Here is a 23,809-nt window from a genome sequence, read left to right on the forward strand (position 1 = left end):
CCCTGTGCCCTGTGCCCTGTGCCCTGTGCCCTGTGCCCTGTGCCCTGTGCCCTGTAACCAGCCTGCATGTTTATAAACTGGATTTCTCCTCTTCAGCAGAGCGTATGGCTGCACGCCAAGCCCGCTGAGTTTTCCTGCTATCCCGTTTATAAACACAAACCACACGCCCTCCCCTGCATCACTCATGAGAGTTGTTTTGATCCAGTTTCCAGTTTACAAACATCTCGGCTTCACTGTTTTCCAGTTTATAAACACATTTATGCTATTTTCCAGTTTATAAACACATTTGCATACGCCTCTGCATCTATGATTGCCCCTGACTCCCTAAAGACCTTTGAGTTAGGTTTTTTAGAATGCCAAAGGAGCACATACTCAGTTCGCAATTTTCAACTCCGGCTATAAGATCCAGTGCGACCACCGTTTTCCCATAGTAAGCATCTATAGCTAAAGGCTCTCACTGCTCACGTAAGCATTGTAAGAGCGCTATGGGTTGGTTTGGGCCGGGAAGATAGTTAATCATGCCAGAATGCTTTACAGCTCGTTTGTAGCACTTTACGGCGATGCTTTCGCGAAGCCCACTCAGACATTTAACGGCTCAGTAGTAATGATTAAGAATGATGTGGGCTCGCTCGGTGCGGCATACAGGATGCCCAACAGTAGGCTGTTCTTATTGAACGAAATTTCCATGTCGTGATCGAATGACATACAGAAAAACGGGTGTGGTAGGTACTGATGATAATCGTTTTAGGATTATGACTTTGACCGACGTTATCGCGGAAAGAACGTTCTTACTCATGCTGGGCACAAAAGGCTGAATTATTATCTGGAGAAACCAGGAAGATTGTTGAAGCAATCACGGCTAGCGATGGTTGGCTTAAGTTTGTTTCCATGACTGGCAGCAGGCCTTCTGAAGCTAATCATGAGAGAATCTTTGAGCTGGTTGAGCATTTGTCGGGACATAGCTTCGGTAAATCCATCGAGCTATATGCCCGGCAGTGAAGTGGGCAGTCTTGTGCCGCTATGTGCGCCCATGGTATTGCAAAGGTTAGCTCGCGTATCTTCGGCTAAGGAGAGCGGTCAAATTTCTTATATGAGCGTTATTTCTGGTGCTATCGTAAATCACTTAAAGCTTTGCTTGCTCAATACGTTAGCCGACCTATTGAAACGCTCGCCATTAGCAAACTTCGTTTGTTGCTGAGCCTTTCCGCTTGTATCTCTAGCCCTCAGCTTTAACTCCTCTTTCTGCTTGATGTTGGATAATGCTTCCAGAAGCTATGGGCTATTCACCATGGTTGGTTGCAGAGGTGAATGGCGTAATTCATCTGGTTAACACATTTGTGTTTATGAGTTTAGGTGTGAATGTGTATTTGAGTAATCTTATGGTTGCGCTTTGAAGTCATTAATTTTTCCTGCGGAGTATCAATAAGCAACGCCCCTGCTACCTTCAGTTTGTGAAAATCCAACAGTCAATTTTGATAAAAGTTGATTACTGATTGCCTACAAATTTCCTGCCTCTTGATCCGATGCTCTTCTTCTCTTTGGGAGCGGCATTTTGAGGATCGCCGCAACTTTTGAATAGCTGACATCAATTTGCTTCATTTGCAAAATCGTATGTATTTACTCAAAAGAATATTTACTCATTTGAGTAAAGGAGTAAGTTAGCTAATAGTAGTGATTGGACGTGGCAGTATTGCAATACTCAATATTGTTCTAAACAGAGAAAGACGCCGATGAAAACCCGGCGGCCCAGAACAGGAACAGCGCAGTACGACTATCAAAACATTAGATGATTTCCTGCTGATTTTGCTCACACAGACGACTGTTTGTTGTTCGGGGCGGCAAATATAGAAAGGCTCAAAGGTGGCTGCCACCTGATGAATCACCCCAACACATTAATGAAAAAAGTTAGCGGCTGTTTCGAAAGAAGCTTCTAGGGACGCCAATAGCACCGGCGGGATAGGTTGGGTGGAAATATTCGGTGAGAAACACTTTTAAAGACGTACCTCCAATCGATCTGTTAAATAGGCTGGATTTTTAAGTTAGTTACAGACCGATTACCTGGATAGCGTATTCAGGCTTAAGCATGTGAAAACGCGAGGTGATACTCTATTTTTTTTGTAATTATTTCTAGTAACTCATTGTCTTTTTTACTCTTTATCTCTCATGACGCTTTTATCTACTCTTTTGTGCCTTTACTCCAAAGTGTAATTGAGTAATTACTCATTTTCTCTTAGCCACTCATGGATATGGTCTTCCAGAACCTTAGAAATTGATGTGCCTTTGCGGGCGCAAACAGATTTGAATCGTGTGTGCAGCTCTTCATCAAGATTCACATTTACACGCTTTGTTTTTCCGGTCGGTTTTGATTCTAAAACCTTCTGCACATCTCGATGCTCGCCAAATGCCATCATTTTTTTAGCTTCATGCTTTTTCTGCAGGGACATAATGAACTCCTCTTAATTATAAAAATCAATCATATCATATACTCAATTGAGTAATAGTGTTTTTGAGTATAAACACATTTGAGCAAAAAAGTTTTTACTCAAATGTGGCCAGAATTTCATTGGTGAGCACTTCAATTTCACCCTTTGCGCCACTGTCAGAAGTCTCAAATACGGTTTCGCCATCAAGGATAGTTTTTACGTAGACCTGACGTTGCGTTATGCCTGTTTTGAATACTTTAATGCCGGTATTAGCGATGCTATCTTTCAAAACGCGAAGCATAGTTGCCTGATTAACCTTACGGTTGATCAAGAAACGTGCGTCGACAGGGCGATTGAAAGCTTGAGCTTCGAGAACGGTGACAACACTTCCTGATGCAGAAAAATCTAACGGACTAGGCGTCACGGATATGATTACTAAATCACTGACCATTACCGCGGCAGAGGTGATGACTGACAATGAACCCGCACCATCAATAACCACATAGTCGTAGTCTTTGAGCCCTTTTCGAACTTCATATACATCTTTCTCTGACGCCGCTGTGTATACGTCAAACTGAGCTTTACCTGATTCATTCCAGTTTGTCAGGCTCATCTGTGGATCTGTATCGACCACGGCTATGTTTAGCCCCTTACGCGATAAACAGGTGGCTACATTGATTACCGCGGTAGTTTTGCCTGAGCCGCCTTTAGGATTAAGGAAAGAAATAACTTTCATGAACCAAACCTCTTTTGTGCAAAAGTGCATTTGAGTATACACAGCAAAACACTTAAGAGTAAATGAGTAAAAAAGTAATTGAGTAAATGTGTATATGGTATTAATCAGTTAAATATTTGATTTATTTTTATTTTTGCTCAAATACACATTTGAGTATTTGCAGGAGGGTTTCTATTGATTTCTGAAAATCATGAATAGGAATTAACATTTTTGATCAGCTTCAGGATCACAACCTCATCATAGTTGATTAGAGTGTTTGCATTGATTGCTTCCAAGTAAGCTAGTCATAATGCTGAGCTATGATGCTAGTATCTATCTCACTAACTGATTATATAGTTACAACAAACATATATGTTTTAAACACAAACCCCGGCAACTTAACCATCATCGCTAAATTTATTCGTCATCCTGAATCGCCACAGGTTTAACAGACACCTCAGAGTCATTTAAGATGGCTTAAAGAGAGGTGCCCATTAGCGGTAAGCGTTATCCAGAAGAGTTTAAAATTGAAGCAGTCAAACAGGTTATTGATCGTGGCCATTCTGTTTCCAGCGTTGCAACACGTCTCGATATCACCACCCACAGCCTTTACGCAGGGATAAAGAAGTACGGTCCAGATGACCTGCCCCACTCAGCTATCCGGCAAAGCCGGCAAGCTTCGCCGGACCGCATGATGCGTTCCGGGCCTTCCGGCGGCTGAAAAGACAAAGCATTGCGTACTGGCGCTGGTCTGAAAACGCAGGCGAAGACTTTTTATGCCTGGTCTGGCGTGTATCATTACTGTTCGTTTCAGGAACGACTTAAACAGGGATTCGTTTTGAAAAAACCACTTTCCTCATATCAGCCTGGCACTGCCTGTCGTTCACGGCGTTCGGGCCTGCACTGAAGCATTCGGCGGCTACGCGGCCGCAAACAACTCCTTAAAGACATCAAATAACAACGGGACCACTACCGGACCTGCAGCCAGCCCGTGGGCTGGCGCAAACCGCGCCGGCCTGAATCTGCCGCCGCTCTGAGGCGCAACGCCGTTTCGCTGCCGCTCAGCCGCCGTTGCCGCTACATCGTGCTGTGAGTTGCCTCCGCACTTCACCGGTTCAAGTTCTTTCGCCTGGGCTGAGACAAGCACAGGTGCCGTGGTCGTCCAAGGTGAAATGAACGCCGTGAAAATTTATTTTCGGCCACTGCGTTAGACCGGAAATAAATGTCCCCGTCGCCCCGGACGCCTGCCGTCACCCGCGCTGGTTTACGCCCTTGCGGCGAAGGATCTCAAACGGGTGAAGTGAATACCGGAGGAAAAAACCAGCCGATTTACACAAAACGTCAACACCGCGGCTCCCGAAACTCAACGGGTGACGTGGTTAAAAAACAGTAACAGGAGGAGAACATTCATGGCTTCACGGTGCGTCAACAAGGTCATTCTGGTCGGGAATCTGGGGCAGGACCCCGAAGTGCGCTATATGCCAAACGGCGGGGCGGTCGCAAACATCACGCTGGCCACGTCAGAAACATGGCGCGACAAGCAGACCGGTGAAAACCGGGAGTTAACGGAGTGGCACCGCGTGGTGCTGTTCGGAAAGCTGGCTGAAGTGGCGGGGGAATATCTGCGTAAGGGCTCGCAGGTATACATCGAGGGCCAGCTGCGTACGCGCAAATGGCAGGGAACGGACGGTCAGGACAAATACACCACGGAGATAGTGGTGAATACCGGCGGCACCATGCAGATGCTGGGCGGACGCGGTAATAGCGCTGGCGCGCAGCAGGGCAGTCAGTCTCAGCAGCCGGCAGCATCAGGCAATAGAGGGCTGGGTATGCAACAGGCGCATACGCCGCAGTCGCAGAACACACCGCCAGCGGACTTTGACGACGATATTCCGTTCTGAATGACGTGACTCCGCGCAGGCGGGGTCTCAGGCAAATGAGGAAGTAACCGGAAGCAGTAAAACGACCTAAACGGTCAGGCAGATTGCCCTGGCGGAGCTGTAACTCCGCGCAGGGCGTGACAAATCAAATTGGAGAATCCGATATGTCAGCGACTCAGTTTAAAGAAAAAAAACACAACGGCAAGACTTCAGCATACTACGGCCGCCGGTCAGGGGGCTTCCGCAGCTGCTGCGGCAGCGAAATGACACGCGATGAAAGCGTGACACTGCAACGTCTGCGGACGTTTACGCCCGATGACTTTGAGGCGTACAGCGCTCGCGGCGAGGAGTTTCGCCGGCGGCTGTGCGGTGCCGTACTCAACACACTGCCAATCAGCAAAGTTTGGTTGACGGACTGCGAGTGTCGGGGAGAGTGGGGCGGAGTGTTCCCTGTACACCTGCGCTTTACGCACCGTAAGAACCGGCAGGTCACGATCGATATCCTGAGTCCAGGCAGCGAGTCACCTTTCTGGCACGGGCTGGGCTGGATTAACCCGGATCACACCGGCCTGTACGTCCTTAACACGGAAGGTTTTGAGCCGGAAACCATCGGATGTCTGCTGAAGAACATTGAGGAGATGGTTACGGCGGGCATTCCTGCTGCTGAAATTGTGGCAGTGCTGGGCAGAAAAGGAGGGCGGGCATGAACGCATTAATGACAAAGGCAGCTGCTCAGCCCCGCGCCTGTCGGCAGGCATGCAGGACTGTCTGCCAGTACAGCCCGACGCCGTGGCACGGGCGCGTCGCCGCTACCCAGCTGCGGTTGATACCCGTAACCGTCACGTCGCGCCCGGCACCTGCGATATCAGAGCAAGGCAGAACGCAGGTCCGGGAGGCAGTCAGGCCACCTTCAACACTAATGATGCAGCATCAGGCCGGGGTGCTTGAAAGGCTTATCTGCGATGCGGAAACGGCGCTGGCCAGCCAGACCGTACATTCTTACCGCAGGTGGTATTCCTGCTGGCGCCGCCGCGGCGTGAGGGTCAGCGACTTGCTGGACATGACATGGGCCTGGCGACAGCGAGCCAGCGCTGACTAAGCGAAATCGCGGAGGGCACGGCAGCCCGGGAAAGCTGAAAATAAAACGGCAAAACAAATTAATGATTTAACACGGGCTACCGATAAATTTCAGGTCCTTCACCAGGGAAAAATCAAATGACAGTATTCTGGGCGATGCCTGGCAGGATCGTCCTTTTTTTCGCCAATACAAAAGAACCCGCCGAAGCGGGTCGGAATGAACTCCAGACCTGGAGTGACGGGGCGAAAGAGCGGTTGCAAGCAAAACTGAAAGAGATCACGCCTTCAGCTGGGACCGAATCAGAATCGATATTGCAGGCCGGCTGTAATGGTATAATTTTTATTTGAAATACCAGCCGCATCGCCACCGATGGATGCTGAATCACCAGAGAATCTGTCAATAATCTGAGTGCTGCCTTTGCCCTCTTCATATTTGCTGTAGGTGAATTCGGCAAATACCTTGGCGTTGGGTGTCACATAATATCCGGCATCAACCGATGTTCCGTAGTAGCGCGAATTAGTCGCTTTCTCACGGAAGGTGAGATCACGCATGTAGTGCTCATCGTTATCGTGTGCCCGTACCCAGTCACTGAATTTAAATAAGGCGTTAAATTCAAAGTCGTTAATACGGTACTGGCCCGCAAGGCCAATGTAAGGCATGGAAAAACGCTGGCTATAGCCAATACCACGTTCGCCTCTTGGGAAATCACCGGTAGAAGTACCATTATCGTAGTTGTAAGAGCCACCAAAAGCCGTCCAGCTGAAACGGGTTTCCTGATAACCAGCAATTACTCCGGCCTTATAGTTATCGCCCTGTAATGCCCAGCCCTTTACATTGAGATCGTATTCATTGGCATAATTGACGTCCGTGCGCGGATGGGATGAGTGGTCTGTCCAGTCGGACTGGTTGTCATCGAGCCAGTCATAGTCATCCATGTGACCTGAACCAGATGCCAGAGAAGTCCAGCCTCGTGCACTCAGCGTCAGAAATGAGTAAGCATCCCAGGATAGCTCGCCTTTCAAAATAGCGACATTCTTTATTTTCCAGTCCAGCTGACTGACTTTGCGGCCTGTGTCTGTGTCATAAACCAACTCATGGGATTTCCCGCTCAGCATCCCGGCTGACGTCGAGACTGTAAAGCTTTCCGGGGAAAAGTCCGGTGAAAACTGACCTGATTCAGCACAGGTTCCGCCTGACAGAGCAGCCATCATCATCACTGCAATAGTGCTTTTTTTCATTTCAGTTCCATATCTATAAAGGTAATCCTTGTACAGCAGCTCCGTTCTTTTCGTAGCACGGCTGCTGCGCTTCTAAACACACCCTGTGAGGGACAAACCGAGACCATGCGATACGACTCATATGAAGCCGGTTGTCTCTTAACTGACCTTTTTGCTCGCATTTTTAACCCTGTAAGGAAAATTTCTTCATCGGCTATTTTTTTTAAAACATTAATTATTTTGTCATTTCTCAGCATGTCATTCACTGCGTCATCTGTTGACCCGCCTGGAATTTCTTTTCATTCGGGCAATCAATGCAAATGCCCGATATTCATCTTGCGTAAACGAAAATATGAGAACAAAACTTCGACTGTGAGTGTTATTTTCTGGACAATTGCGCCGGGGCATGGGCAAAACGCGCTGCTACAACTTCCGCTTTTGTCACAAAGCCAACGGCTATGGGCAATGTCCGCGGTGAGTTAACAGCGGATTTTTCGGGCTCATACAGCAATGTAATATCCGTTAGAATCGTCCATTAAGACAAATTCATTTAGAACGCCTAACTACTAATCGAATCTTGTGGAAGAGGTTAAGCTAAAACGGTATTCTAAACCGATTGCTCTTACAGGAATATTATTTTAAATAATAGGTTATGACCGTTTCATTTGCTTTCAGCATAGATTAAAACCTAAACAGGATTGGAGCTAACAGCTTATTTAAATTGTGAAAATATGAATTGGTGACCACATGAAAATTACTATAGAAAAAGATGGAAATATTGTATGGCCAGAAAGAGAAGAGATACTTAAAGAAGGGGATTATACGAAATATTTTGCTAGCAGAATGCACGAATTGGCATTTTATTTAAAATTTTACAGTACAAAATATGATACTCAACTAAAAATTAAACCTATACACAAGGCTGATGGTGATAGAGCGAGGAGTCTAAGAAAAACCTATTTAAAAATTTTTCATCCTGATAAAAATATACCAAATAATACTGGTCTTGATCTCAATGAGGTTTGCGAAGACATTGAAAAAGCATTTCGTCTAGTGATTGGGGTAAATAATGATGAATAATTTACCGTCACTTAAGGTATACACTCTTTTTGATTTAAATATAGACATAAAACAAGATGTAAAAAGCCTGAGTAACTTCATCATAAATCGTTTATATGCAAGTACACTTAATGGAATAATTTCTGCATTCAATAAAGCAATAGTTATAAATCCAAATGGCGCAATTTTCATCAATATTTCTTATCTGCATACACTTTTGCGGACTAATCGCGGAACTGCTAATGTGATATGGCAGGATGGTATACCTGGGTATGTAACAGGAGTTGATAGTAGAGAAATTGGAGATTCAATTTATATTACGGGTTCTGACTTCATTGGCTTAGTAGATGCGAGGCTGCAAACAACGATCGGGGTCAGCACGCTTTATCTTCAGTACATTCAAGCCGCCTATTATACTATAACTTCGCACGCACAAATTAGAGATGTACGTGTCACATTCATTCATACTATTGAAAAGATGAGAACAACGCTCAAAAACTTAAGGATAAAGCAAGAAAATATTACGCGCTGTGAATTTACTAACCAAGAGTTTAATAACGTAAGATTGGTGGAGTTTGCACATGTTAATGGTGTGGCTAATGATCCGGAAAAAGCATTAGATGTGAATAATGGTGTTATTATTTTAAAGGAGATTCATGATGAACTGACGAGATTACAGATACAGGATTATGCTGGCATGTATAAATATTGTTTGCAAAATGGATATTCAACTGTTTGGGCTGAGAATTATATCTGAAGAATTGTAAAATCAAAAAATGAGAGGGATCTTTCAAAAAAGTGTAACGGTGATTAGGGAAGAATACATTAGATTTTTTCTTAAAAGTTAACCATTCAATTAATCAAAGAAATCATGCAATATTTTGGTAGAATATGAAAGAGAACTTTCGTAAATCAAACCTCTAGTTATTTATAATTTTTTTTAAAACAGTACGCAAGCACCATATAAGCAATTAATCTGCTCACAATCAGTTTACGCGCCCTGGTATTAGCAATATTCGCTTCTGGCACAAAGCGGACAGAAACATAAAACCATGATAGCCCCCTTCGGCTCCCCGGCGTTGCCGGGTCGTCGAGCCCCACTGCGCTAACCGGCAGAGCCGATAAGCTCCGCCGAATCCCTTCGGGTTTCGGGCCTGACGGTTAGGGTCTGATGGCAGAGCAGTGGAGTAAAAAGCACGCTGATTTTAAACAGGTGAAGGGCATAGCGGCCGGCGAAGATCACAAGGCTTATCAGTTACTCCGCGTGATATCCACGGGCTACACTTTGTCGGCAGTTTATATCAGCGATATGAAAGTAGTTGAAGTACCGCGTTAAAGATTACGGCTCTCCCCGGCGCTGCCGGGGAAGTGAACGATATAAAAATGGCCGGCATTACCGGTACAGGGAAACGTAAATTGATTATAGAATTCATCATGTTAAATAAAATTATTTAAATGTTATAAATGATACGTTTTATTTGGGAGTACTGGCGATAACATTAACTTGCCGCCAGTACTGAATAACTAATAATATATTTCATGAGGAGTTGAATATAAGGTATTACGGCGAAAGTATAATCACTTCTTTAGGGCGGTCAATGACCATACCTCGAACAATAAAAAAAGCTGCTACGACTAGGCCTAACGAGACAGCACCAAAGCCATATGCAGGGTTCTGAATAGTTCCGAAAGTTAGACAAGCTGAAAAACCAAGCGATAAAGCCCATACGGAAAATATTGATATCATTATTTTTTCAACTGATTTGCTTATTGAAGGAATCTTAACAAGGTCCTGCCTTTGAAACTTGATGCTGTATAAGCTTCCTGAAATAAAGGGTTCAAGCCTGTAAATATGCTCTTCCCAGACTCTCTGCCAGTGTTTACCTGCCTCAGTTATGAAAATAGATAAAAGGCTAAAAACACATCCCGCTAACGACATTACGCATAAGGATGCAAACACGAACATAGGTGTTTTATTTCCAAAATCTAATGCTTTTGAGGCGAGAACACCCCAGCCGGCTAACAACAGGGCTGTTATAACCCAAAGGTAATTTAGTCTTTGCCAGTAAAGGTTAATTTCAAAATCTCGAATACGATGGGCAGTTTCGTAGGCTTTTTCAATGCGGCTTAAATCGTGTCTTGTGAAATTAACTGTATTGTTTGAAAAATCTTTATGAAGAAGTTTTTTAAAATATATGTTGTTATTCTTTAAAAATTCTTTTGACTCAGCGGGTAATCTTACTTTTGTGATTAGATCCGTGTTTTGAGTTCGATTTAGAGCTGGAGTTGTCATTATAGCCTCTGTTAGGTTCGGTTATTTTCCATATGACTACTGGCCTGATATGTATTCTTTTACATAAATAGAGTTGGTATATTGTTTAGCATTTTTAATTTAGCAGACAAATCATTAGTACATAAGTTTTTTTGCTTAATTTGCTTGCCGACTATCTTTTAAATTAACACCATGATGGCCCCCTTCGGCTCCGCGGCGTTGCCGGGTCGTCGAGCCCCACTGCGCTAACCGGCAGAGCCGGTAAGCTCCGCCGAACCCCTGCGGGTTTCGGGCCTGCCGGCTAGGGTCTGATGGCAACGGCAAGGTCAGCCCCTGCAGCGGGCGTGCGCCCGCGCGTTCACTGGCCACAAAAAGACGTGGCCGCTGAGGACCGGACCGGCAAAAAGCCGCCGTCCGGGGCTGTGCCCTGTTCATCCTTCCGTGCTGTGTTTTGTTCCCCTGAATCCCTTCGCCGTGCAGAAATCTGGCACCCGGGCGTCTTCACGCAAGGGTCGCGCGCTAAACGGCTGCGCCCGGTCCCTGCGGGCTGCAACGTTATAGCAGCCTTAGACTGATGAATCGCCACGGGTTTAACTGACGCCTCATAGACATTTAAAATGACTTAAAGAGAAGTGTCCATGAGCTGTAAGCGTTATCCTGAATAGTTCAAAATTGAAGCAGTCAAACAGGTTGTTGATCGAAGTCAGTCCTATTCTCATGGGTCTCTCCATTCAACATTATACTTTTATAACATTATATAATTAGTGTTATATGAAGTTATAGTCAACATCGACGCTCTTGCTGCCTTAAAGTGGGCTTAACAGTGAAATTTGGTTCAGAAGCTCACGTGTTTGACCCAAAACGACGCATTTCTTATGGTTGCGCTACGTGAAATCTGGCGACCTAGACCCCTGCTGAACGTTCAGAATTCGCGTAGCGCGATATGGTTATTTTCGAATGAATTTTGACCAATTGTTAATAATTTACTGACAGAGCATCTTCTTTGTTCATAAACGGTGGCATGGATCTCTAAATTGACAATACCAACTCTAAACTATAGTCAGATCCGACCACTATAAGTGACGTTGTCACATGAAAAGTATCTCTTGCCTATTAAATAGCCTCGAATCTCCTTCAGAATGAATGACTTTCTGTCTCATTGCATAAACCGCTGAACAGTTATCCATAGAAATTGGGGATAGCCTGTGTGTAGCTGAGTATGAGTAGTATAGGGGCCGCGTTGCAGCAGTTGAAATACTTCATCGAGCGGGTATCTAAGACTGTCGCAATGGCACTGATTACAGCTTCTGCAGCGGCTTTTATGCAATAAGTCTGGAGGAGGGTTATTTGTAATTTGAAGAGCTGTTACCAAGGTGTTTTATACCATTAATTCAGTAATGGCATGATCACAGGTTTTTCTTTTTGTGATCCTGCGGCTTTTTATGGCAATAAACCGGCCTATTTCCCTGCTTGAGGGCCATCTTCAATAGAAAGCTTACGCTATACTCCCACTTCAGGTAAGCTCCGCCGCTCCGCCATAAGCAGCTTTTGGGTCTTGCCGGCTGTGGTCTAAGGGCATAAGCCTGCGGGAAATGCGGGCTGAATATCTGCCCGCTCAGAGCGTCGTCCTGAAGCCACTATTAACCAGAATAATTCAATCTGGTCTATACCGGGAAACAGCGGAACAGATCCCACGATCTGCCTTACCGATCTTTATCTTGGCCTTCATCTATGAGACGTAGAACCTCCGTTACTAGTGCGGTGGCGAAGCGCTGCTCCTGCAGTCTCTAATTTTCCAAATTTGCATCGGTACCATGCATGAACTGCCCGTAACGCACTGGGCCCGTCAGCAGGTAGCCTTCAACGTTGTTATTACCCTCAGCAAAGCATTTCTGCAGTGCATTCAGTCCCGTCTCAATGGCTGTCCGGTGTTTTCCACTTTTTATGCGATCAAGAAATTTCTCTGCAATGTCTTCAGGTTCTCCGGCGTAACGCATCACATGGATCAAATCGGCTGCGTCTTTGGGTTCGTTGCGGTTATGAAACGAAATCGCTTTCAGCAATATGAACGCAACTTCATCCGCAAACCGTATGATTTCAAAAACAATTCCTGCGTCTCCCTGCCCCTTATCCCCAAAGAGCATCGCAGAGATCTCTTTCTCGGCGTACCATTCATATGACATTTCAGCATAGGGGATCACGAGAGCAGAAACCGCCTCACCGTCAATCGGAACTTCTCTGCCGGGTTTTCCGCCAGCATTGTTTCCTTGCAGAAACTCTACCAATACGGGAGAACCATCCGGAATAGGGAACTCCCAGCGCCATGCGTTTGTATCAGAGTTTTTTCTGAAGCCTCTTTCAATCAGCTGATCGTGTAGAGAAGCATAATTTTCCCCTTCAGCGATCACTTGTAAGTTGAGTACGATATCCACATCAGATGTACCATAATGTTCAGGCACCCGAGGTTCCTGCGCCGGAGTTAAATAGCGCGGGACGAGTCCTCCTATCAAGCGAAGCGTGCCTTTCATTGTGCCGAAGGTGGTCAATAAAGTGACTAATACCCGCTCGCACATTTCCGTGTTAATGGCTGAGTATCCGGATCTGTCTTTCGGTTTAGTGTGGATCACCATTGTTATATCTCCAGAATTTCCCGGCGAAACTGTTCAGCAAGTTCAGCGTTTCTTCCTTTACCGTCCAGCAGAGACAGGTACTGAATGAAGTTACTGGCAACGGGGATTTTGTTTTCAAAATTTATAAATTGCAGGGCAGCGGGCGCGCATTCATGCACAACAACGTTGTAACCCTTTTCCGCGCGTTTAATACCCGTCAGTTGGGCAAATAGCTCCGCACTTCCGGGTGGGACAATAATCTCTGCCACACTTACGCCCGTGAGTAATTGCGTAGCCTGATTTGCTGCCAGGGCACCAGTGAGCGCCCAGCTGAAGTCACCTTCTACGTGATTAACCTTGCGCTCAATTTTTCTGACGCAATCCAATGCATCCGATGCAAATAGATAACCGTAAAGTGCAGGGTTTTTCCGTTGTTTTGTGGCCTCCGACCATGCATTAAGCAAAGCGCCAGGATTAACCAGTTTACGGCGCTGTGAACGGCCGCCCTCACTGGTTTTGTCCAGCCACTCTCTCATTTCCAACTCTCTTAAAACGCCAGAAACCGTGTATGCTGAAGTTCCAGAACGTTCACTGAGTTCTTCACCTGAGAACCATTTTCCCTGTGACTGAAGTAATGCATGAACGACCATTTCCCTCGCATCAGTGAACAGATCCACACTCCCGCGTTTCGCTACTTTTGTGCGTGGTTTTTGTATATCGATAATTGACTGTTTATGCTTGATATAGAGAGTGCCACCCATCTCATAATATCCAACATCATGCTCCTTGAGCATTTCTCTTGCGCCCTCGCTAAGCAACTCTGCGACAAAAATCGGGACAACATCATGCTTATTGTCGTTTTTCCGACAAAATTCCTCAATTTTCCAGATTGCTTGCCTGATATCCCTTGGGTAAACCTGTTTTTTTACCTCTACAGGCATGATCCAGACACCCTGAGTACCTTTGACCTCCAGCACACAATCAATACCTTCGTCACCCGGCAGGCCACTCCGTTTTTTAATCCTGGCTTCAAGAATGCTTTCAAGGGTCGACGTCACATCCTCCAGGAGCTTGTTTTCTGATTGGATCACTACTGGCGCCCTCATAAAAAATCTATTTTCCTTAGCTTATAATTATAGTTTATCTGTACAGCTAAGAAAAATCTAAAGACTAATCCTTATCTGTAAGGCATTGTTTAGCTGCTCAGATAAGCATTCCTCTATGGATAACGAAAGTGCTGGAAGCAGGTCATTTCACGCCCATTACAGAACGGAACTTTAGGGCAAATGGCCATCAGCTCGATGAAAAATGTGAGTGGCAGGGTGTCATGGCATTTTCAAGTTGTGGTCGAAGACGTTGTTAAAATTACGGCGTACTGCCTTTGCCAGTCAGCACAAGGGGACTGAAAAGAAGCTCCAGATCTTACCTGCCTAATATTCTTACCTTTGGGCATATAACGTTGCTATAGTCTGGCTACGTTGGAAACCAGCCATATGAATGAACATTTTAATCAGCCAGGATGGCTCTGTGAAAAATAAACTCTTCTGCCTGCTATCTGTCTTTTCCGCCTTTGCCGCTGCAACACAATCCCCTGATGAAATCGTGGTTGCCGGGGGGAGATATTATGCCGGTAACGTTTTTGGCCAACATGACTATGCAGCACACGCCAACATCACGCTGAATACCTTCTGGATCATGCGTACTGAAATCACCTACCGGCTTTATTCAGATATTCACGAATGGGCTGTAGAGCGTGGTTATATATTCGGTGTCGGATGTAATGGAGCTGCTTACGAGGACTGCCGGCCGGCGGATACAGATAATGGTGCACATCCGGTTACCAGTGTTGAATGGTCAGATGCGATCATTTTTGCAAATGCCCTGAGTGAAAAGGCGGGGCTGAGACCGGTCTATCTCAATAATAAGGGCGTCCCGGCACACGACAGTTCCCGTTACGAATTTACACAGGATGCCCGGGCTAATGGTTACCGCTTACCCACGGCCGAGGAATGGCAGGTTGCCGCCCGTGGAGGAAGGGCCGGACTGGAAAATGGCTCGTATGGTTTCAGATTCGCTGGCAGCAACAACGCAAATGCTGTCGCCTGGTTCCCTGACTTTAACGATCCGCATTTCGGCACTGTCCGAGTGAAAAGCCTGCGACCCAATGCGCTCGGTCTGTATGACATGAGCGGTAACGTTTCGGAATGGGTTAATGCTTTCGACACCCTTTCCGGTGTGAAAATGTACTATTTTTGCGGCGGCAGCTTCTTGTTGCATACGGGCAGTCTGACCAGCTGCGACACGCACAGTGCCGGCTACGCCCTGCCGGACACTGGCTTCAGACTGGTGCGGAAATTTTGAACCTGAAGATGCCTTTTGTAATACTGACAGCCATTCTGATAAGCCTTCCGGCTTCATTACAGGCAGACACCCATATTTACCTGAAAAAGGGGCTGAACAGCATTGATTTGAATGGTGATGGCATACCAGACACCGTCTTTTCCGCGACTTACGACAATAATACCTCTCATCCCAGTGAAACTCTCAACATCTTTATCAGCCAGGAAAAACACTGGCTTATCGTACCGGTCCCGGATGACGATGGCTTTACCTGGACCGATCTAAGGCTATCAGCATCTACCCTTAAGATAAGCGGCACAGAGCTTCACCGCTATAAAGGGCGGGTTTACCTTATCAGGGCGGCCAAATATGGCGGCAGCGGTGGCGGCGGAGATCTTACCGATAAATCGCGAGTAAAGTTTTCACGATTTCGGCTGGAGCAAAATAACGACGATCCCGGGACGTCTGTTTTTTGCTGGGATCCAGCAGGGATTTATCTTACTGAACAAACTTTTGATGACGTGAATGAAGCTTTTCAGATTCTGGATATGGAGAAATTTCGTTGAAATGTATCACAGGGCTTTTGCTTTTTTTCCTGTCGTTCTGCTGTTATGCGGGATACAAAAGTCAGTACCGTGAGCTTATACAACAGTCACTTAATCAGCAGTCTCTTTGCCTTGGTGAAAGACAGTGGCCGGTTTCAATAAGAACAGGTACTGACCGTTGGATTAATGCAAAAATGGAGGCGCTTGTCGATGCCGGCCTTATCACGGCTTATGTGAAAGCAGGCAGTAAAATCTGGCAGCTAACCCCGTACGGCCGGGCTTCATTCACGAAATATCATGATTTCTGCTATGGAACCATGCGCGTCAGAAGCATAAAGGCTGTCTCGACAGATAAAAAAGGCATGGCTGATGTGACATTTACCTATTATATTCATGCCCTGCCAGGCTGGGCGAAAAATCACTCAGTACGCGTTGCCAATACTGATCTCGATAATCTGGTCATGGGTATTGATTCAGTGCGATACCAGGCCCTCTTTAATACGGACAACCAGGGAAATCTTCGTCTTATCAGTGAACCTGAACAGCTTGATTTACTGTATTAGCAGACGGGCCTGAAAAATTTTTTGGGCTTAAAGTTTCGCAATCCACTTTGTTTAACAGCGTAAAGACTGACACTCCAGCAATAAGCTCTCACGCCGGAGCCGTCTGTCCTTAACAGCTTCAGCATCGGATATGTTCACAAAGCCAGTGTCTGCTGTTAGCTAAGAGTAAACCGCACGCTCCTGGTCGTCTGGCGCCAAAAGCAGACTTACCTCACATCACTATACGTCGGTCAACCGGGCAGCTCACCAGCATTTCTCAGGAGTAGACTCCAGAGTAATCATTCCATTCTTTTGTCAGCCCGCTATCTCTTCCAGCGTGATCGATGCCCCGCCGCAAACAATGACCAGTACATTGTCGGCAGGAGTGAACCTGATTTTGTTGTCATACAGGAGTGACAATGATACTCCGCATGCCGGCTCAGTGAGTACGCGATGATCATCGAGAAATCGCCGGCAGGCATGCAGTGCTTCCGCATCAGAAACCAGCATACTTCTTACGTCCAGTCGGCTGGCCACGTTAAAAGCATTTTCGCACACCTGGCTTGCGGCCAGCGTTGTGGCTATGCCGCTGACCTTATCAAGACGCATCAGCTTATTGGCATTAAGCGAGGCATTAAGCGAGGCCGTACCGTAGGTTTCAACGGCATAAACCGGAATGTGGCCAAGCTGATGTTTTTCCAGTCCCAGCGCTATGCCGGACAGCATGCTTCCGCCGCCGACGGACAGAATAAGGGCATCAGGTTTTACACCCTCACTGATGACTTCATCCACGATTGTGCTGATGCCTTCCCACAAAAGCGGGTTATCAAAGGGATGGACATAGATGATGTCCTCTGTCGCCAGTGACAGGGCGTAATCGTTAGCCTCACTCCATACTTTCCCGTGCACAATGAGGCAGGCACCTTCCTGCTCAATAAGCTGTTTTGCTCTGGCTGACGTGGTTTCCGGCACAACCACAGTTACCGGCAGCCCCAGCCTGCGACCGCTGTGTGCCACCGCAATTCCGGCATTTCCACCGGATGAACTGACAAATGCTGTAGCGCCCTTACTGGCATAATAGCAACAGGCATGTCCCGCGCTGCGAAGCTTAAAAGAGCCGGTGGGCTGGGAAGACTCCATCTTCAGCCAGACATGACATCCGCTGTGCTGGCTTAAAGGGAGAGAACGTATGAGAGGGGTATGGATACCTATTTCCATTAATCTAAATCCTATGAATTTATCTCACAGCATAGTTGCTGTTCTGCCCGAAGCCTGTCCAGGATGACATCATAAGGTTTATCAGCAGAACGCGGTGGATACACATCTGAATGGTTGTGCTGGTTACAGTTGGACATGCATATTCCACGGATGTGTTCTTACCCGTGATACTCTCACTGACGGGAAGCAAAACGATAATTATAATCAACTCAGGTAAATAACCATAAAAATCATAAATCTGTAATTCTTTAAGCCATTCAGCGATAATTGGTCAATCGGAAAGAGAATGTCGAAAGGAGGCACTGGCGATGACTGTTTCTATAGGTGTGCTTGCAGGTATGGGACCCCGCTCCACAGCCCCCTTCATTGATATGCTGGTGACAGACTGCCACGTCGGGTACGGAGCGAAATATGATATGGATTTCCCTAAAATGCATATCATCTCGTTGCCAACGCCTTTCTGGCCGGGCAAAAAAATTGATGATGATGCGATGATCGCAACCCTGCAACAGGGTATCTCAGAACTCGTCAGGGCAAAAGTGAGTCTGATCGCTGTTCCCTGTAACCTTGCACACTGCTATTTTGCTGAAATGAAAGCGGCGAGTGCTGGTATTCCACTTCTGCATATTGCAGACAGCGCACTTAATTCACTGCCTGCAGAAGTCACCAGGGTAGCCGTACTGGCTACAGAACCTACGCTGGATGCGGGTTTCTATCAGGCGCGGATAGAAGCTTCTGGCAAAGAAATTATTGATTCATCTCTACTTCATGAAATGACCACATCGTTGATTGGGCGGGTTAAAACGAAGGGTTTTCATGACCCTGATGCATTGGCAGAGTGGAATAATTTAATGTCTGTAGTGGAAAGTCTTAAGGTGGAGGCTCTTCTTATTGCCTGTACAGATCTGAGTCCCCTGATAACTGAAAATACTTTCAGCTTTGTCATCGTGGATACGGCAGCCAGCCTTTCCAGCGCGACCATTAAAAACTACAGGAGACTGTCCGGGAATACTACAGGCGAAACCCATATTACAGGCTAACCTGAGGTCAGCTTCAATGGCCCTGAATAGAGCTGCTTTGTGCCAGAAGCATGTGTTGTAAGCACTCAGGTAGGTTAATACATAGTACGCTGGCCTTACGTTAAGACAAACCGTAGCAGTTGTTCATAAGTCGTCAGCAGGATAAAGGGAGGTCAGAACGATCTCCTCGAGTCGTCGGATGTGAAATTACAATAAATTCTACGGAAGACCCTGTGTCGTTTCTGGCTTGATGCTTTGTTCCCGGCGGAATTTCCAGCCCCTGCAGGGCTTTGATATTATGCAATTTACCTTCCAACTCCATTGAAAGAACACCATTGAGAACAAAGAAAAACTGTCTGGAAACGGAATGAAAGTGTCGCTTTTCATAAGTGCCGGCAGGCATTTTCTCATGAATAACCAGCATGTCCTGACGGTTTACCAGATACCAACCATCGCAATCGTCGCCCCAGAAATAATGCTCTGCATTTTCCTTTGAAATCATCATCCGTCTCCTGTTTACATGCGCCCATCTATAAAGAGCGGACGTTGTTATAAATGGCAGGGTTTCAAACGCCAGCACGTTTATTTTCTCTTACAGCACCTCAATTACCTCAAATTCTTCTGCGATCAGCTCCATATCGTCAGAAAAATGTCCTGTGCAGGTGAAAAACCTCTGATGCTCTTTCTGCCAGTATTCAAGGCTTAAATCGCCTTCACCTTCTTTGCGGGAAAACTCCTCAGTAACATCACAAAAACGTACCAGTCGCATTGAAACCAGTCTGGTTACGCAGACCGGGACGTTCTGGCCATCAAGGATAATGTTATAGCTCCCAATCTTCGGGGCAGGCTCTTCCTGCTGGTAAGAGATAAGAGATCCGCAGGAGGCTGTTTTGATCCCTTTTTTAATCAGGTTAGCAAGCTTACTAGCCAGTTCCGGACTGTCACCCATTTGCCAGGCATCTGCGCCTGGATACTTTACTTTTAATACCTCAACTGTAGCCATTAACAGCCCTTTTTAATCGTCAATGACAAATGTCATACAGAGTTTTAACATGAACTTTCCGGACATTAACATTAATGCTTTCCCTCCGCTCTTCACTATAGCTGACTATGCGCAGCCTCCTGCCCGCTTTGTGCGAAGAGCAGAGGTCAATGGTGCGGGGCTGCTCTGACAAGGTAGAATGATCAAGCCATAGAGCCTATGTCTGTTAACATCTGGCGATTTACTTTATCACATGGATGAAGTAAATCGCTGTCCGGTTACCCTCACTTTATGTTTTAACTTGCGTTTTTATTCAGTCATCATGCCGTTCTGCAGCCGCTTTTAACGCATCTTCACCCATCATATAAGGTTTCCACTTACTGTCAGGGCAGCCGCCATGCTTTTTGTAAAAGGCTTCTGCAGGCTGATTTCCGGCCATGACATCCCATTTCAGCCGCCCCCCACCCTCAGCAATAGCCCAGGCCGCCACATAGCGAAAAAGCGCCGAGCCGGCGCCTTTTCCCCTGTGCCCTGAATCCACAAAAAACTCTTTCAGAACCAGCGTTTTCTTTAGATCGTAGGTAAAGGGGATAACCAGACCAACCGCATAACCAATAATAACTTCACGGCACTCGGCGACAAAAATATGGCATTCAGGATGTGGCCCAAACGCGCGCGTTAACAGTGACTTTTCATCGACAGTAAAGTCGCTGATATAATGCTCGAACTCTGCCAGCGAACGCATATGCCTGAGCACATCCGGGATATCACCGCGCATCGCTGCCCGGATAGTGAGAGGGGGAGTCAACATTCGCAGGAGAACCCATCGGCAGGAGCGGGAATATGTTCTCCCTGCAGGGGAATCCCTTCGTCAACCCAGCCGGTAAGGCCGCCAATCATCTCTTTTACCGCAAAACCCAGCCCAGCCAGGCGGATGGCGGCACGGTGTACGCCGTTACAGTGGGGGCCGGCACAGTAAACAACAAACAGCGTCTCGCGTGGATACCCAGCCATGCGCTCCTCAGTGAGGGTACGCGTGGGAATACTGATCGCGCCGGGGACATGCGCTTTTGCAAAGGCTTCACCATTTCTGACATCGACCAACACATAGTCGACATTGCCTGTTTTCTGGCTCTGATGGACATCGGAGCAATCGGTTTCAAACGCTAAACGGCGGCTGAAATGTTGCAGGGATTCGGCAGGTGAGGCGGCGGGAACTTCACTGATTAAACTTGGCATGTGCACTGTCTCCTTTCTACGTGTCTGATGATTGTAAGAAGCAGCCTCACGCTGATAAAGTGGCGGCACTGACAATAACTGGTAGTTTTCCGCCAATGTTAAAACACCCCGGTTTGGTCGCCATCCTGGCTTATGACGGACTTTGTGCGTTTGAATTTGGGATCGCGGTAGAGATTTTTGGCCTTCATCGCCCTGAATTTGATTTTCCCTGGTATCAACACCGGATAGTGTCGGTCGACCCTTCCCCGATAAAGGTGTCAGAAGGCATCCAGGTTGTTTCAGATTTTGGGCTGGACTCGCTCAGCGAAGCGCAGACCATCATTATTCCCGGCTGGCGTAACCGCGATGAAAAGCCACCGCAGGCCCTTCTGGACGCATTGTGTGAGGCCTGTCAGCGCGGGGCGCGCCTTCTCTCTATCTGCTCAGGCGTTTTTGTCCTGGCGGCTGCCGGCTTACTGAACGGCAAGCGTGCGACAACCCATTGGCGTTATACCAGTGAGCTGGCAGCGCACTATCCCGACATAACTGTGGACCCGAATGTCCTTTATGTCGACAGCGGGCAAATTATTACCTCTGCGGGAAGCGCCGCGGGCATTGATGCCTGCCTGCATCTGATTTGCCGGGATTATGGTGCGCATATTGCTAACGTGGTGGCGAGGCGTTTAGTGATGGCCCCGCAACGTTCTGGCGGGCAAATCCAGTTTATCCCGTCTCCTGTTGCACAGAAACCGCGTGATGAGATTGCCCCGGTGCTTGAGTGGACGCTTCAGAACCTAGACAGGGCGCTGTCAGTCAAGCAAATGGCAGACAGGGCGTTAATGTCAGAACGGACTTTTCTGCGGCGTTTCAAAGAGGCGATGGGGACAACCCCCAAAGCCTGGTTGCTTCAGGCCCGGATGAACCTTGCGCGCGAGTTACTTGAAAATAATCACCTGCCTAACGAACACGTCATGGAATATTGTGGGTTCGGGTCTATGGATAGTTTCCGGGCCGCATTCCGTAAATCAGTGGGCGTCCCTCTCTCCTCCTACCGTAAGCTGTTTGGCAGCATGGCGACAGAAAGCGCGGACACCGACGCATTGGGCGGATAGCCACAATGCGCCGGAAAGCCGGGGGCGTAGAAGGCTTCCCGGTCAGAAGCCATTCATCTGAGGTGACGGCGTTTGAGCGTGTGAAGCATTAATGCCGGCAGTATGGCTCTCATCGCGCCAGCGGGCAACCCGTTGGCTGGTATGCCTGAATTCAGGGCCGCAGAGCCCAGCGCTGCGCCGATGCCGCTGCCCAGATAGTTCGCTGATGAATTCCAGGCGACAGAGGCTGCGGCTTGTTTTGGCGCATAAGACACCAGCACATGCTGTTGTGGTGCCATACTGGCCCACCCGCACATCCCCCAAACAAAACACCCCATCCCTGCCAGCGCCACGGGAGCATACCCCATTAACGCAAAGCCTGTTCCCGACAGCATGAGCAGTATTAACGTCGCCCTGGCAGAGGTCAGGTGCTGGTCAATCGCTTTGCCAATGAATAATGCCCCGGCCATCCCCCCCAGCCCCCAGAGCCATATAAAGCTGCCGGTAAAACTCCCCATCGCCCGGGCTGATAATACTTCAGCCATATAGGTATAGAGCCCCAGTGATGCGATGCCGGTGCACAGCGTCACGGCCAGGGTGGAGAGGATAAAGGGTTCAGTTAATACACTGAGTCGTTCTTTCCATTTGACCGGCGTCAGGGTTGGGAACGCGCCGGCCCCTGCTACCCCTGATGCCGCCAGAACGCCCAACAGAACAATTAACCCGAGGGTCCATCGCCAGCCAAAGTGTGCGTCGAGCAATAACCCGAAAGGCACGCCTAAGGCCGTCCCGACACTTAACCCTGCCAGTATCAGGGAAAGCGCCCGGCCACGTTGGGATGCCTTAACCATGGCGGCAGCGCTCGCTGTCGCCAGCGGTGAATATAAACCGGCCCCAACCCCGGCAATCACACGAGAGAGGAATAACACTTTCAGTGTGGGGGCGAACGTTGTCACTACGTTGCCTACGGTAAAAAGGCCAAGACCTGCCAGCAGGGCGGTCCGGGTCGAATAACGTGTCGAAACAGAAGATAAAGCAGGCGCACTGACTGCATAAGCCACGGTAAACAACGCAACGCCAAGTCCGGCCATAGCCTGTGTAGTTTGTAAATCCCGGGCCATGCCCCGCAGGAGCCCAGCCAGAACATAGGCATCCAGGCCAAACGAAAAACCTCCAAGTATCAGCGGCCATAACAGGCAAATCATGAGGTTAATTCTTGGTTTAGGATGGCCTCCAGAAGCCCGGGGAATCTGGAGGCCAATAAATCACGCCGTAGGCTGATCCAGCAGTTGCGGCCCTCAGGACGTGTGTGGGTGATACCCGCCTTGCGCAACGTACCAGTGTGATGCGTTACAGTGGATTTAGGCATGTCTGGTGCCAGATCGAGGCTGTTAACATATTCCCGGCCGGCGAGAATACGGACCATTTGCAGTCGTGTGGGGTCACTTAAAGCAAAAAGCACTTGTGACAGATTAACTTCTTCTGGAGTCGGATGTTGATAGGCGCGAGTCATAAAACCTCTACTGTTCGGTAAATGCAGAACAATAATGGTTCGGTAAGTACCGAACAGTCAACCTTGTTTATTACATTCCATAATGGCG

The 23,809-nt window shown here is 47.5% G+C and carries 23 protein-coding genes and 1 pseudogene; 11 read left to right on the forward strand and 13 right to left on the reverse strand.

Annotated elements, in window-relative coordinates; all coding sequences use genetic code 11:
• Positions 1–2,216 precede the first annotated feature (2,216 nt).
• Together ACJY2L_RS13055 and parA are read right to left on the reverse strand one after the other, a co-directional pair.
• Complete coding sequence (locus ACJY2L_RS13055) at positions 2,217–2,444, reverse strand: plasmid partition protein ParG (protein WP_187487052.1); 228 nt, start codon at positions 2,442–2,444, stop codon at positions 2,217–2,219.
• Positions 2,445–2,538: 94 nt separating this feature from the next.
• Entirely contained in the window at positions 2,539–3,159 is a 621-nt protein-coding gene (gene parA / locus ACJY2L_RS13060) for a ParA family partition ATPase (RefSeq protein WP_439214237.1), read from the reverse strand.
• A 472-nt stretch (positions 3,160–3,631) separates the two neighbouring features.
• Here parA and ACJY2L_RS13065 point away from each other — a divergent pair.
• The 3 genes and pseudogenes from ACJY2L_RS13065 to ACJY2L_RS13075 form a co-directional block, all read left to right on the forward strand.
• Positions 3,632–3,772: pseudogene (locus ACJY2L_RS13065) on the forward strand (transposase); the annotation flags it as partial.
• Positions 3,773–4,547: 775 nt separating this feature from the next.
• Positions 4,548–5,039, forward strand: coding sequence for a single-stranded DNA-binding protein (locus ACJY2L_RS13070; protein ID WP_439214238.1), 492 nt, complete (start codon positions 4,548–4,550; stop codon positions 5,037–5,039).
• Positions 5,040–5,281: 242 nt separating this feature from the next.
• Positions 5,282–5,725, forward strand: coding sequence for a conjugation system SOS inhibitor PsiB family protein (locus ACJY2L_RS13075; protein ID WP_439214239.1), 444 nt, complete (start codon positions 5,282–5,284; stop codon positions 5,723–5,725).
• 670 nt (positions 5,726–6,395) lie between these two features.
• On the opposite strand, the gene ACJY2L_RS13080 is transcribed toward ACJY2L_RS13075, so the two are convergent.
• On the reverse strand, positions 6,396–7,334 hold the full coding sequence (locus tag ACJY2L_RS13080) for an omptin family outer membrane protease (RefSeq protein WP_439214240.1): 939 nt from the start codon (positions 7,332–7,334) through the stop codon (positions 6,396–6,398).
• A 726-nt stretch (positions 7,335–8,060) separates the two neighbouring features.
• Between ACJY2L_RS13080 and ACJY2L_RS13085 the strand changes: the two genes are divergently transcribed.
• From ACJY2L_RS13085 to ACJY2L_RS13095, 3 genes are all read left to right on the forward strand, one after another.
• Complete coding sequence (locus tag ACJY2L_RS13085) at positions 8,061–8,393, forward strand: hypothetical protein (protein WP_439214241.1); 333 nt, start codon at positions 8,061–8,063, stop codon at positions 8,391–8,393.
• A complete protein-coding gene (locus ACJY2L_RS13090) occupies positions 8,383–9,129 on the forward strand; it encodes a hypothetical protein (protein WP_439214242.1) in 747 nt (248 codons plus the stop codon). The genes ACJY2L_RS13085 and ACJY2L_RS13090 overlap by 11 nt, the downstream gene beginning before the upstream one ends.
• A gap of 414 nt (positions 9,130–9,543) precedes the next feature.
• Positions 9,544–9,708, forward strand: coding sequence for a hypothetical protein (locus ACJY2L_RS13095; RefSeq protein ID WP_439214243.1), 165 nt, complete (start codon positions 9,544–9,546; stop codon positions 9,706–9,708).
• 225 nt (positions 9,709–9,933) lie between these two features.
• On the opposite strand, the gene ACJY2L_RS13100 is transcribed toward ACJY2L_RS13095, so the two are convergent.
• The 3 genes from ACJY2L_RS13100 to ACJY2L_RS13110 all read right to left on the reverse strand — a co-directional run bounded on the left by ACJY2L_RS13100 (position 9,934) and on the right by ACJY2L_RS13110 (position 14,344).
• On the reverse strand, positions 9,934–10,665 hold the full coding sequence (locus ACJY2L_RS13100) for a RipA family octameric membrane protein (protein ID WP_439214244.1): 732 nt from the start codon (positions 10,663–10,665) through the stop codon (positions 9,934–9,936).
• Between the two features lie 1,766 nt (positions 10,666–12,431).
• Positions 12,432–13,274 (reverse strand): hypothetical protein, encoded by an 843-nt coding sequence (locus tag ACJY2L_RS13105; protein WP_439214245.1) that lies wholly within the window; start codon positions 13,272–13,274, stop codon positions 12,432–12,434.
• A gap of 2 nt (positions 13,275–13,276) precedes the next feature.
• A complete protein-coding gene (locus tag ACJY2L_RS13110) occupies positions 13,277–14,344 on the reverse strand; it encodes a type IV toxin-antitoxin system AbiEi family antitoxin (protein ID WP_439214246.1) in 1,068 nt (355 codons plus the stop codon).
• 436 nt (positions 14,345–14,780) lie between these two features.
• Between ACJY2L_RS13110 and ACJY2L_RS13115 the strand changes: the two genes are divergently transcribed.
• Genes ACJY2L_RS13115 through ACJY2L_RS13125 form a run of 3 tightly spaced genes read left to right on the forward strand, consistent with a single transcriptional unit; the run spans position 14,781 to position 16,701 of the window.
• Positions 14,781–15,614: an SUMF1/EgtB/PvdO family nonheme iron enzyme gene (locus ACJY2L_RS13115; protein WP_439214247.1), complete on the forward strand. Its 834-nt coding sequence runs from the start codon at positions 14,781–14,783 to the stop codon at positions 15,612–15,614.
• On the forward strand, positions 15,611–16,159 hold the full coding sequence (locus tag ACJY2L_RS13120) for a carbapenem self-resistance protein CarG family protein (protein ID WP_439214248.1): 549 nt from the start codon (positions 15,611–15,613) through the stop codon (positions 16,157–16,159). Before ACJY2L_RS13115 ends, ACJY2L_RS13120 begins: the two co-directional genes overlap by 4 nt.
• The gene (locus ACJY2L_RS13125) at positions 16,156–16,701 is read left to right on the forward strand and encodes a CpmK protein (protein ID WP_439214249.1); all 546 of its coding nucleotides are present in this window, start codon (positions 16,156–16,158) and stop codon (positions 16,699–16,701) included. The genes ACJY2L_RS13120 and ACJY2L_RS13125 overlap by 4 nt, the downstream gene beginning before the upstream one ends.
• 294 nt (positions 16,702–16,995) lie before the next feature.
• Here ACJY2L_RS13125 and ACJY2L_RS13130 read toward each other — a convergent pair whose 3' ends face one another.
• Entirely contained in the window at positions 16,996–17,898 is a 903-nt protein-coding gene (locus ACJY2L_RS13130; protein ID WP_439214250.1) for a pyridoxal-phosphate dependent enzyme, read from the reverse strand.
• Positions 17,899–18,206: 308 nt separating this feature from the next.
• Here ACJY2L_RS13130 and ACJY2L_RS13135 point away from each other — a divergent pair, with 308 nt between their 5' ends.
• Positions 18,207–18,938 carry an aspartate/glutamate racemase family protein gene (locus ACJY2L_RS13135; RefSeq protein WP_439214251.1) on the forward strand — a complete coding sequence of 244 codons (732 nt, stop codon included), beginning with the start codon at positions 18,207–18,209 and terminating at the stop codon, positions 18,936–18,938.
• 133 nt (positions 18,939–19,071) lie between these two features.
• On the opposite strand, the gene ACJY2L_RS13140 is transcribed toward ACJY2L_RS13135, so the two are convergent.
• The 4 genes from ACJY2L_RS13140 to ACJY2L_RS13155 all read right to left on the reverse strand — a co-directional run bounded on the left by ACJY2L_RS13140 (position 19,072) and on the right by ACJY2L_RS13155 (position 21,138).
• Positions 19,072–19,419, reverse strand: coding sequence for a cupin domain-containing protein (locus ACJY2L_RS13140; RefSeq protein WP_439214295.1), 348 nt, complete (start codon positions 19,417–19,419; stop codon positions 19,072–19,074).
• Positions 19,420–19,509: 90 nt separating this feature from the next.
• Positions 19,510–19,920, reverse strand: coding sequence for an ASCH domain-containing protein (locus tag ACJY2L_RS13145; RefSeq protein ID WP_439214252.1), 411 nt, complete (start codon positions 19,918–19,920; stop codon positions 19,510–19,512).
• Positions 19,921–20,212: 292 nt separating this feature from the next.
• Complete coding sequence (locus ACJY2L_RS13150; protein ID WP_439214253.1) at positions 20,213–20,677, reverse strand: GNAT family N-acetyltransferase; 465 nt, start codon at positions 20,675–20,677, stop codon at positions 20,213–20,215.
• 26 nt (positions 20,678–20,703) lie between these two features.
• Positions 20,704–21,138, reverse strand: coding sequence for a rhodanese-like domain-containing protein (locus ACJY2L_RS13155; protein WP_439214254.1), 435 nt, complete (start codon positions 21,136–21,138; stop codon positions 20,704–20,706).
• A gap of 95 nt (positions 21,139–21,233) precedes the next feature.
• On the opposite strand from ACJY2L_RS13155, the gene ftrA reads away from it, so the two are divergent.
• Positions 21,234–22,229: a transcriptional regulator FtrA gene (ftrA, locus tag ACJY2L_RS13160; RefSeq protein ID WP_439214255.1), complete on the forward strand. Its 996-nt coding sequence runs from the start codon at positions 21,234–21,236 to the stop codon at positions 22,227–22,229.
• 53 nt (positions 22,230–22,282) lie between these two features.
• Here ftrA and ACJY2L_RS13165 read toward each other — a convergent pair whose 3' ends face one another.
• Together ACJY2L_RS13165 and ACJY2L_RS13170 are read right to left on the reverse strand one after the other, a co-directional pair.
• Positions 22,283–23,413 (reverse strand): MFS transporter, encoded by a 1,131-nt coding sequence (locus ACJY2L_RS13165; RefSeq protein ID WP_439214256.1) that lies wholly within the window; start codon positions 23,411–23,413, stop codon positions 22,283–22,285.
• The gene (locus ACJY2L_RS13170; RefSeq protein ID WP_439214257.1) at positions 23,410–23,721 is read right to left on the reverse strand and encodes an ArsR/SmtB family transcription factor; all 312 of its coding nucleotides are present in this window, start codon (positions 23,719–23,721) and stop codon (positions 23,410–23,412) included. Before ACJY2L_RS13170 ends, ACJY2L_RS13165 begins: the two co-directional genes overlap by 4 nt.
• Positions 23,722–23,809: the final 88 nt, after the last annotated feature.

It is taken from the genome of Duffyella sp. Ts4 (assembly GCF_051851875.1).
Classification (GTDB): Bacteria; Pseudomonadota; Gammaproteobacteria; order Enterobacterales; family Enterobacteriaceae; genus Duffyella; species Duffyella gerundensis.

Bases quoted from the DNA above. Each gene is read 5' to 3' on its own strand.
- ACJY2L_RS13055 (WP_187487052.1), bottom strand. From the start codon at position 2,444: ATGTCCCTGCAGAAAAAGCATGAAGCTAAAAAAATGATGGCATTTGGC.
- parA (WP_439214237.1), bottom strand. From the start codon at position 3,159: ATGAAAGTTATTTCTTTCCTTAATCCTAAAGGCGGCTCAGGCAAAACT.
- ACJY2L_RS13070 (WP_439214238.1), top strand. From the start codon at position 4,548: ATGGCTTCACGGTGCGTCAACAAGGTCATTCTGGTCGGGAATCTGGGG.
- ACJY2L_RS13075 (WP_439214239.1), top strand. From the start codon at position 5,282: ATGACACGCGATGAAAGCGTGACACTGCAACGTCTGCGGACGTTTACG.
- ACJY2L_RS13080 (WP_439214240.1), bottom strand. From the start codon at position 7,334: ATGAAAAAAAGCACTATTGCAGTGATGATGATGGCTGCTCTGTCAGGC.
- ACJY2L_RS13085 (WP_439214241.1), top strand. From the start codon at position 8,061: ATGAAAATTACTATAGAAAAAGATGGAAATATTGTATGGCCAGAAAGA.
- ACJY2L_RS13090 (WP_439214242.1), top strand. From the start codon at position 8,383: ATGATGAATAATTTACCGTCACTTAAGGTATACACTCTTTTTGATTTA.
- ACJY2L_RS13095 (WP_439214243.1), top strand. From the start codon at position 9,544: ATGGCAGAGCAGTGGAGTAAAAAGCACGCTGATTTTAAACAGGTGAAG.
- ACJY2L_RS13100 (WP_439214244.1), bottom strand. From the start codon at position 10,665: ATGACAACTCCAGCTCTAAATCGAACTCAAAACACGGATCTAATCACA.
- ACJY2L_RS13105 (WP_439214245.1), bottom strand. From the start codon at position 13,274: ATGGTGATCCACACTAAACCGAAAGACAGATCCGGATACTCAGCCATT.
- ACJY2L_RS13130 (WP_439214250.1), bottom strand. From the start codon at position 17,898: ATGGAAATAGGTATCCATACCCCTCTCATACGTTCTCTCCCTTTAAGC.
- ACJY2L_RS13135 (WP_439214251.1), top strand. From the start codon at position 18,207: ATGACTGTTTCTATAGGTGTGCTTGCAGGTATGGGACCCCGCTCCACA.
- ACJY2L_RS13140 (WP_439214295.1), bottom strand. From the start codon at position 19,419: ATGATTTCAAAGGAAAATGCAGAGCATTATTTCTGGGGCGACGATTGC.
- ACJY2L_RS13145 (WP_439214252.1), bottom strand. From the start codon at position 19,920: ATGGCTACAGTTGAGGTATTAAAAGTAAAGTATCCAGGCGCAGATGCC.
- ACJY2L_RS13150 (WP_439214253.1), bottom strand. From the start codon at position 20,677: ATGCGCGGTGATATCCCGGATGTGCTCAGGCATATGCGTTCGCTGGCA.
- ACJY2L_RS13155 (WP_439214254.1), bottom strand. From the start codon at position 21,138: ATGCCAAGTTTAATCAGTGAAGTTCCCGCCGCCTCACCTGCCGAATCC.
- ftrA (WP_439214255.1), top strand. From the start codon at position 21,234: ATGTTAAAACACCCCGGTTTGGTCGCCATCCTGGCTTATGACGGACTT.
- ACJY2L_RS13165 (WP_439214256.1), bottom strand. From the start codon at position 23,413: ATGATTTGCCTGTTATGGCCGCTGATACTTGGAGGTTTTTCGTTTGGC.
- ACJY2L_RS13170 (WP_439214257.1), bottom strand. From the start codon at position 23,721: ATGACTCGCGCCTATCAACATCCGACTCCAGAAGAAGTTAATCTGTCA.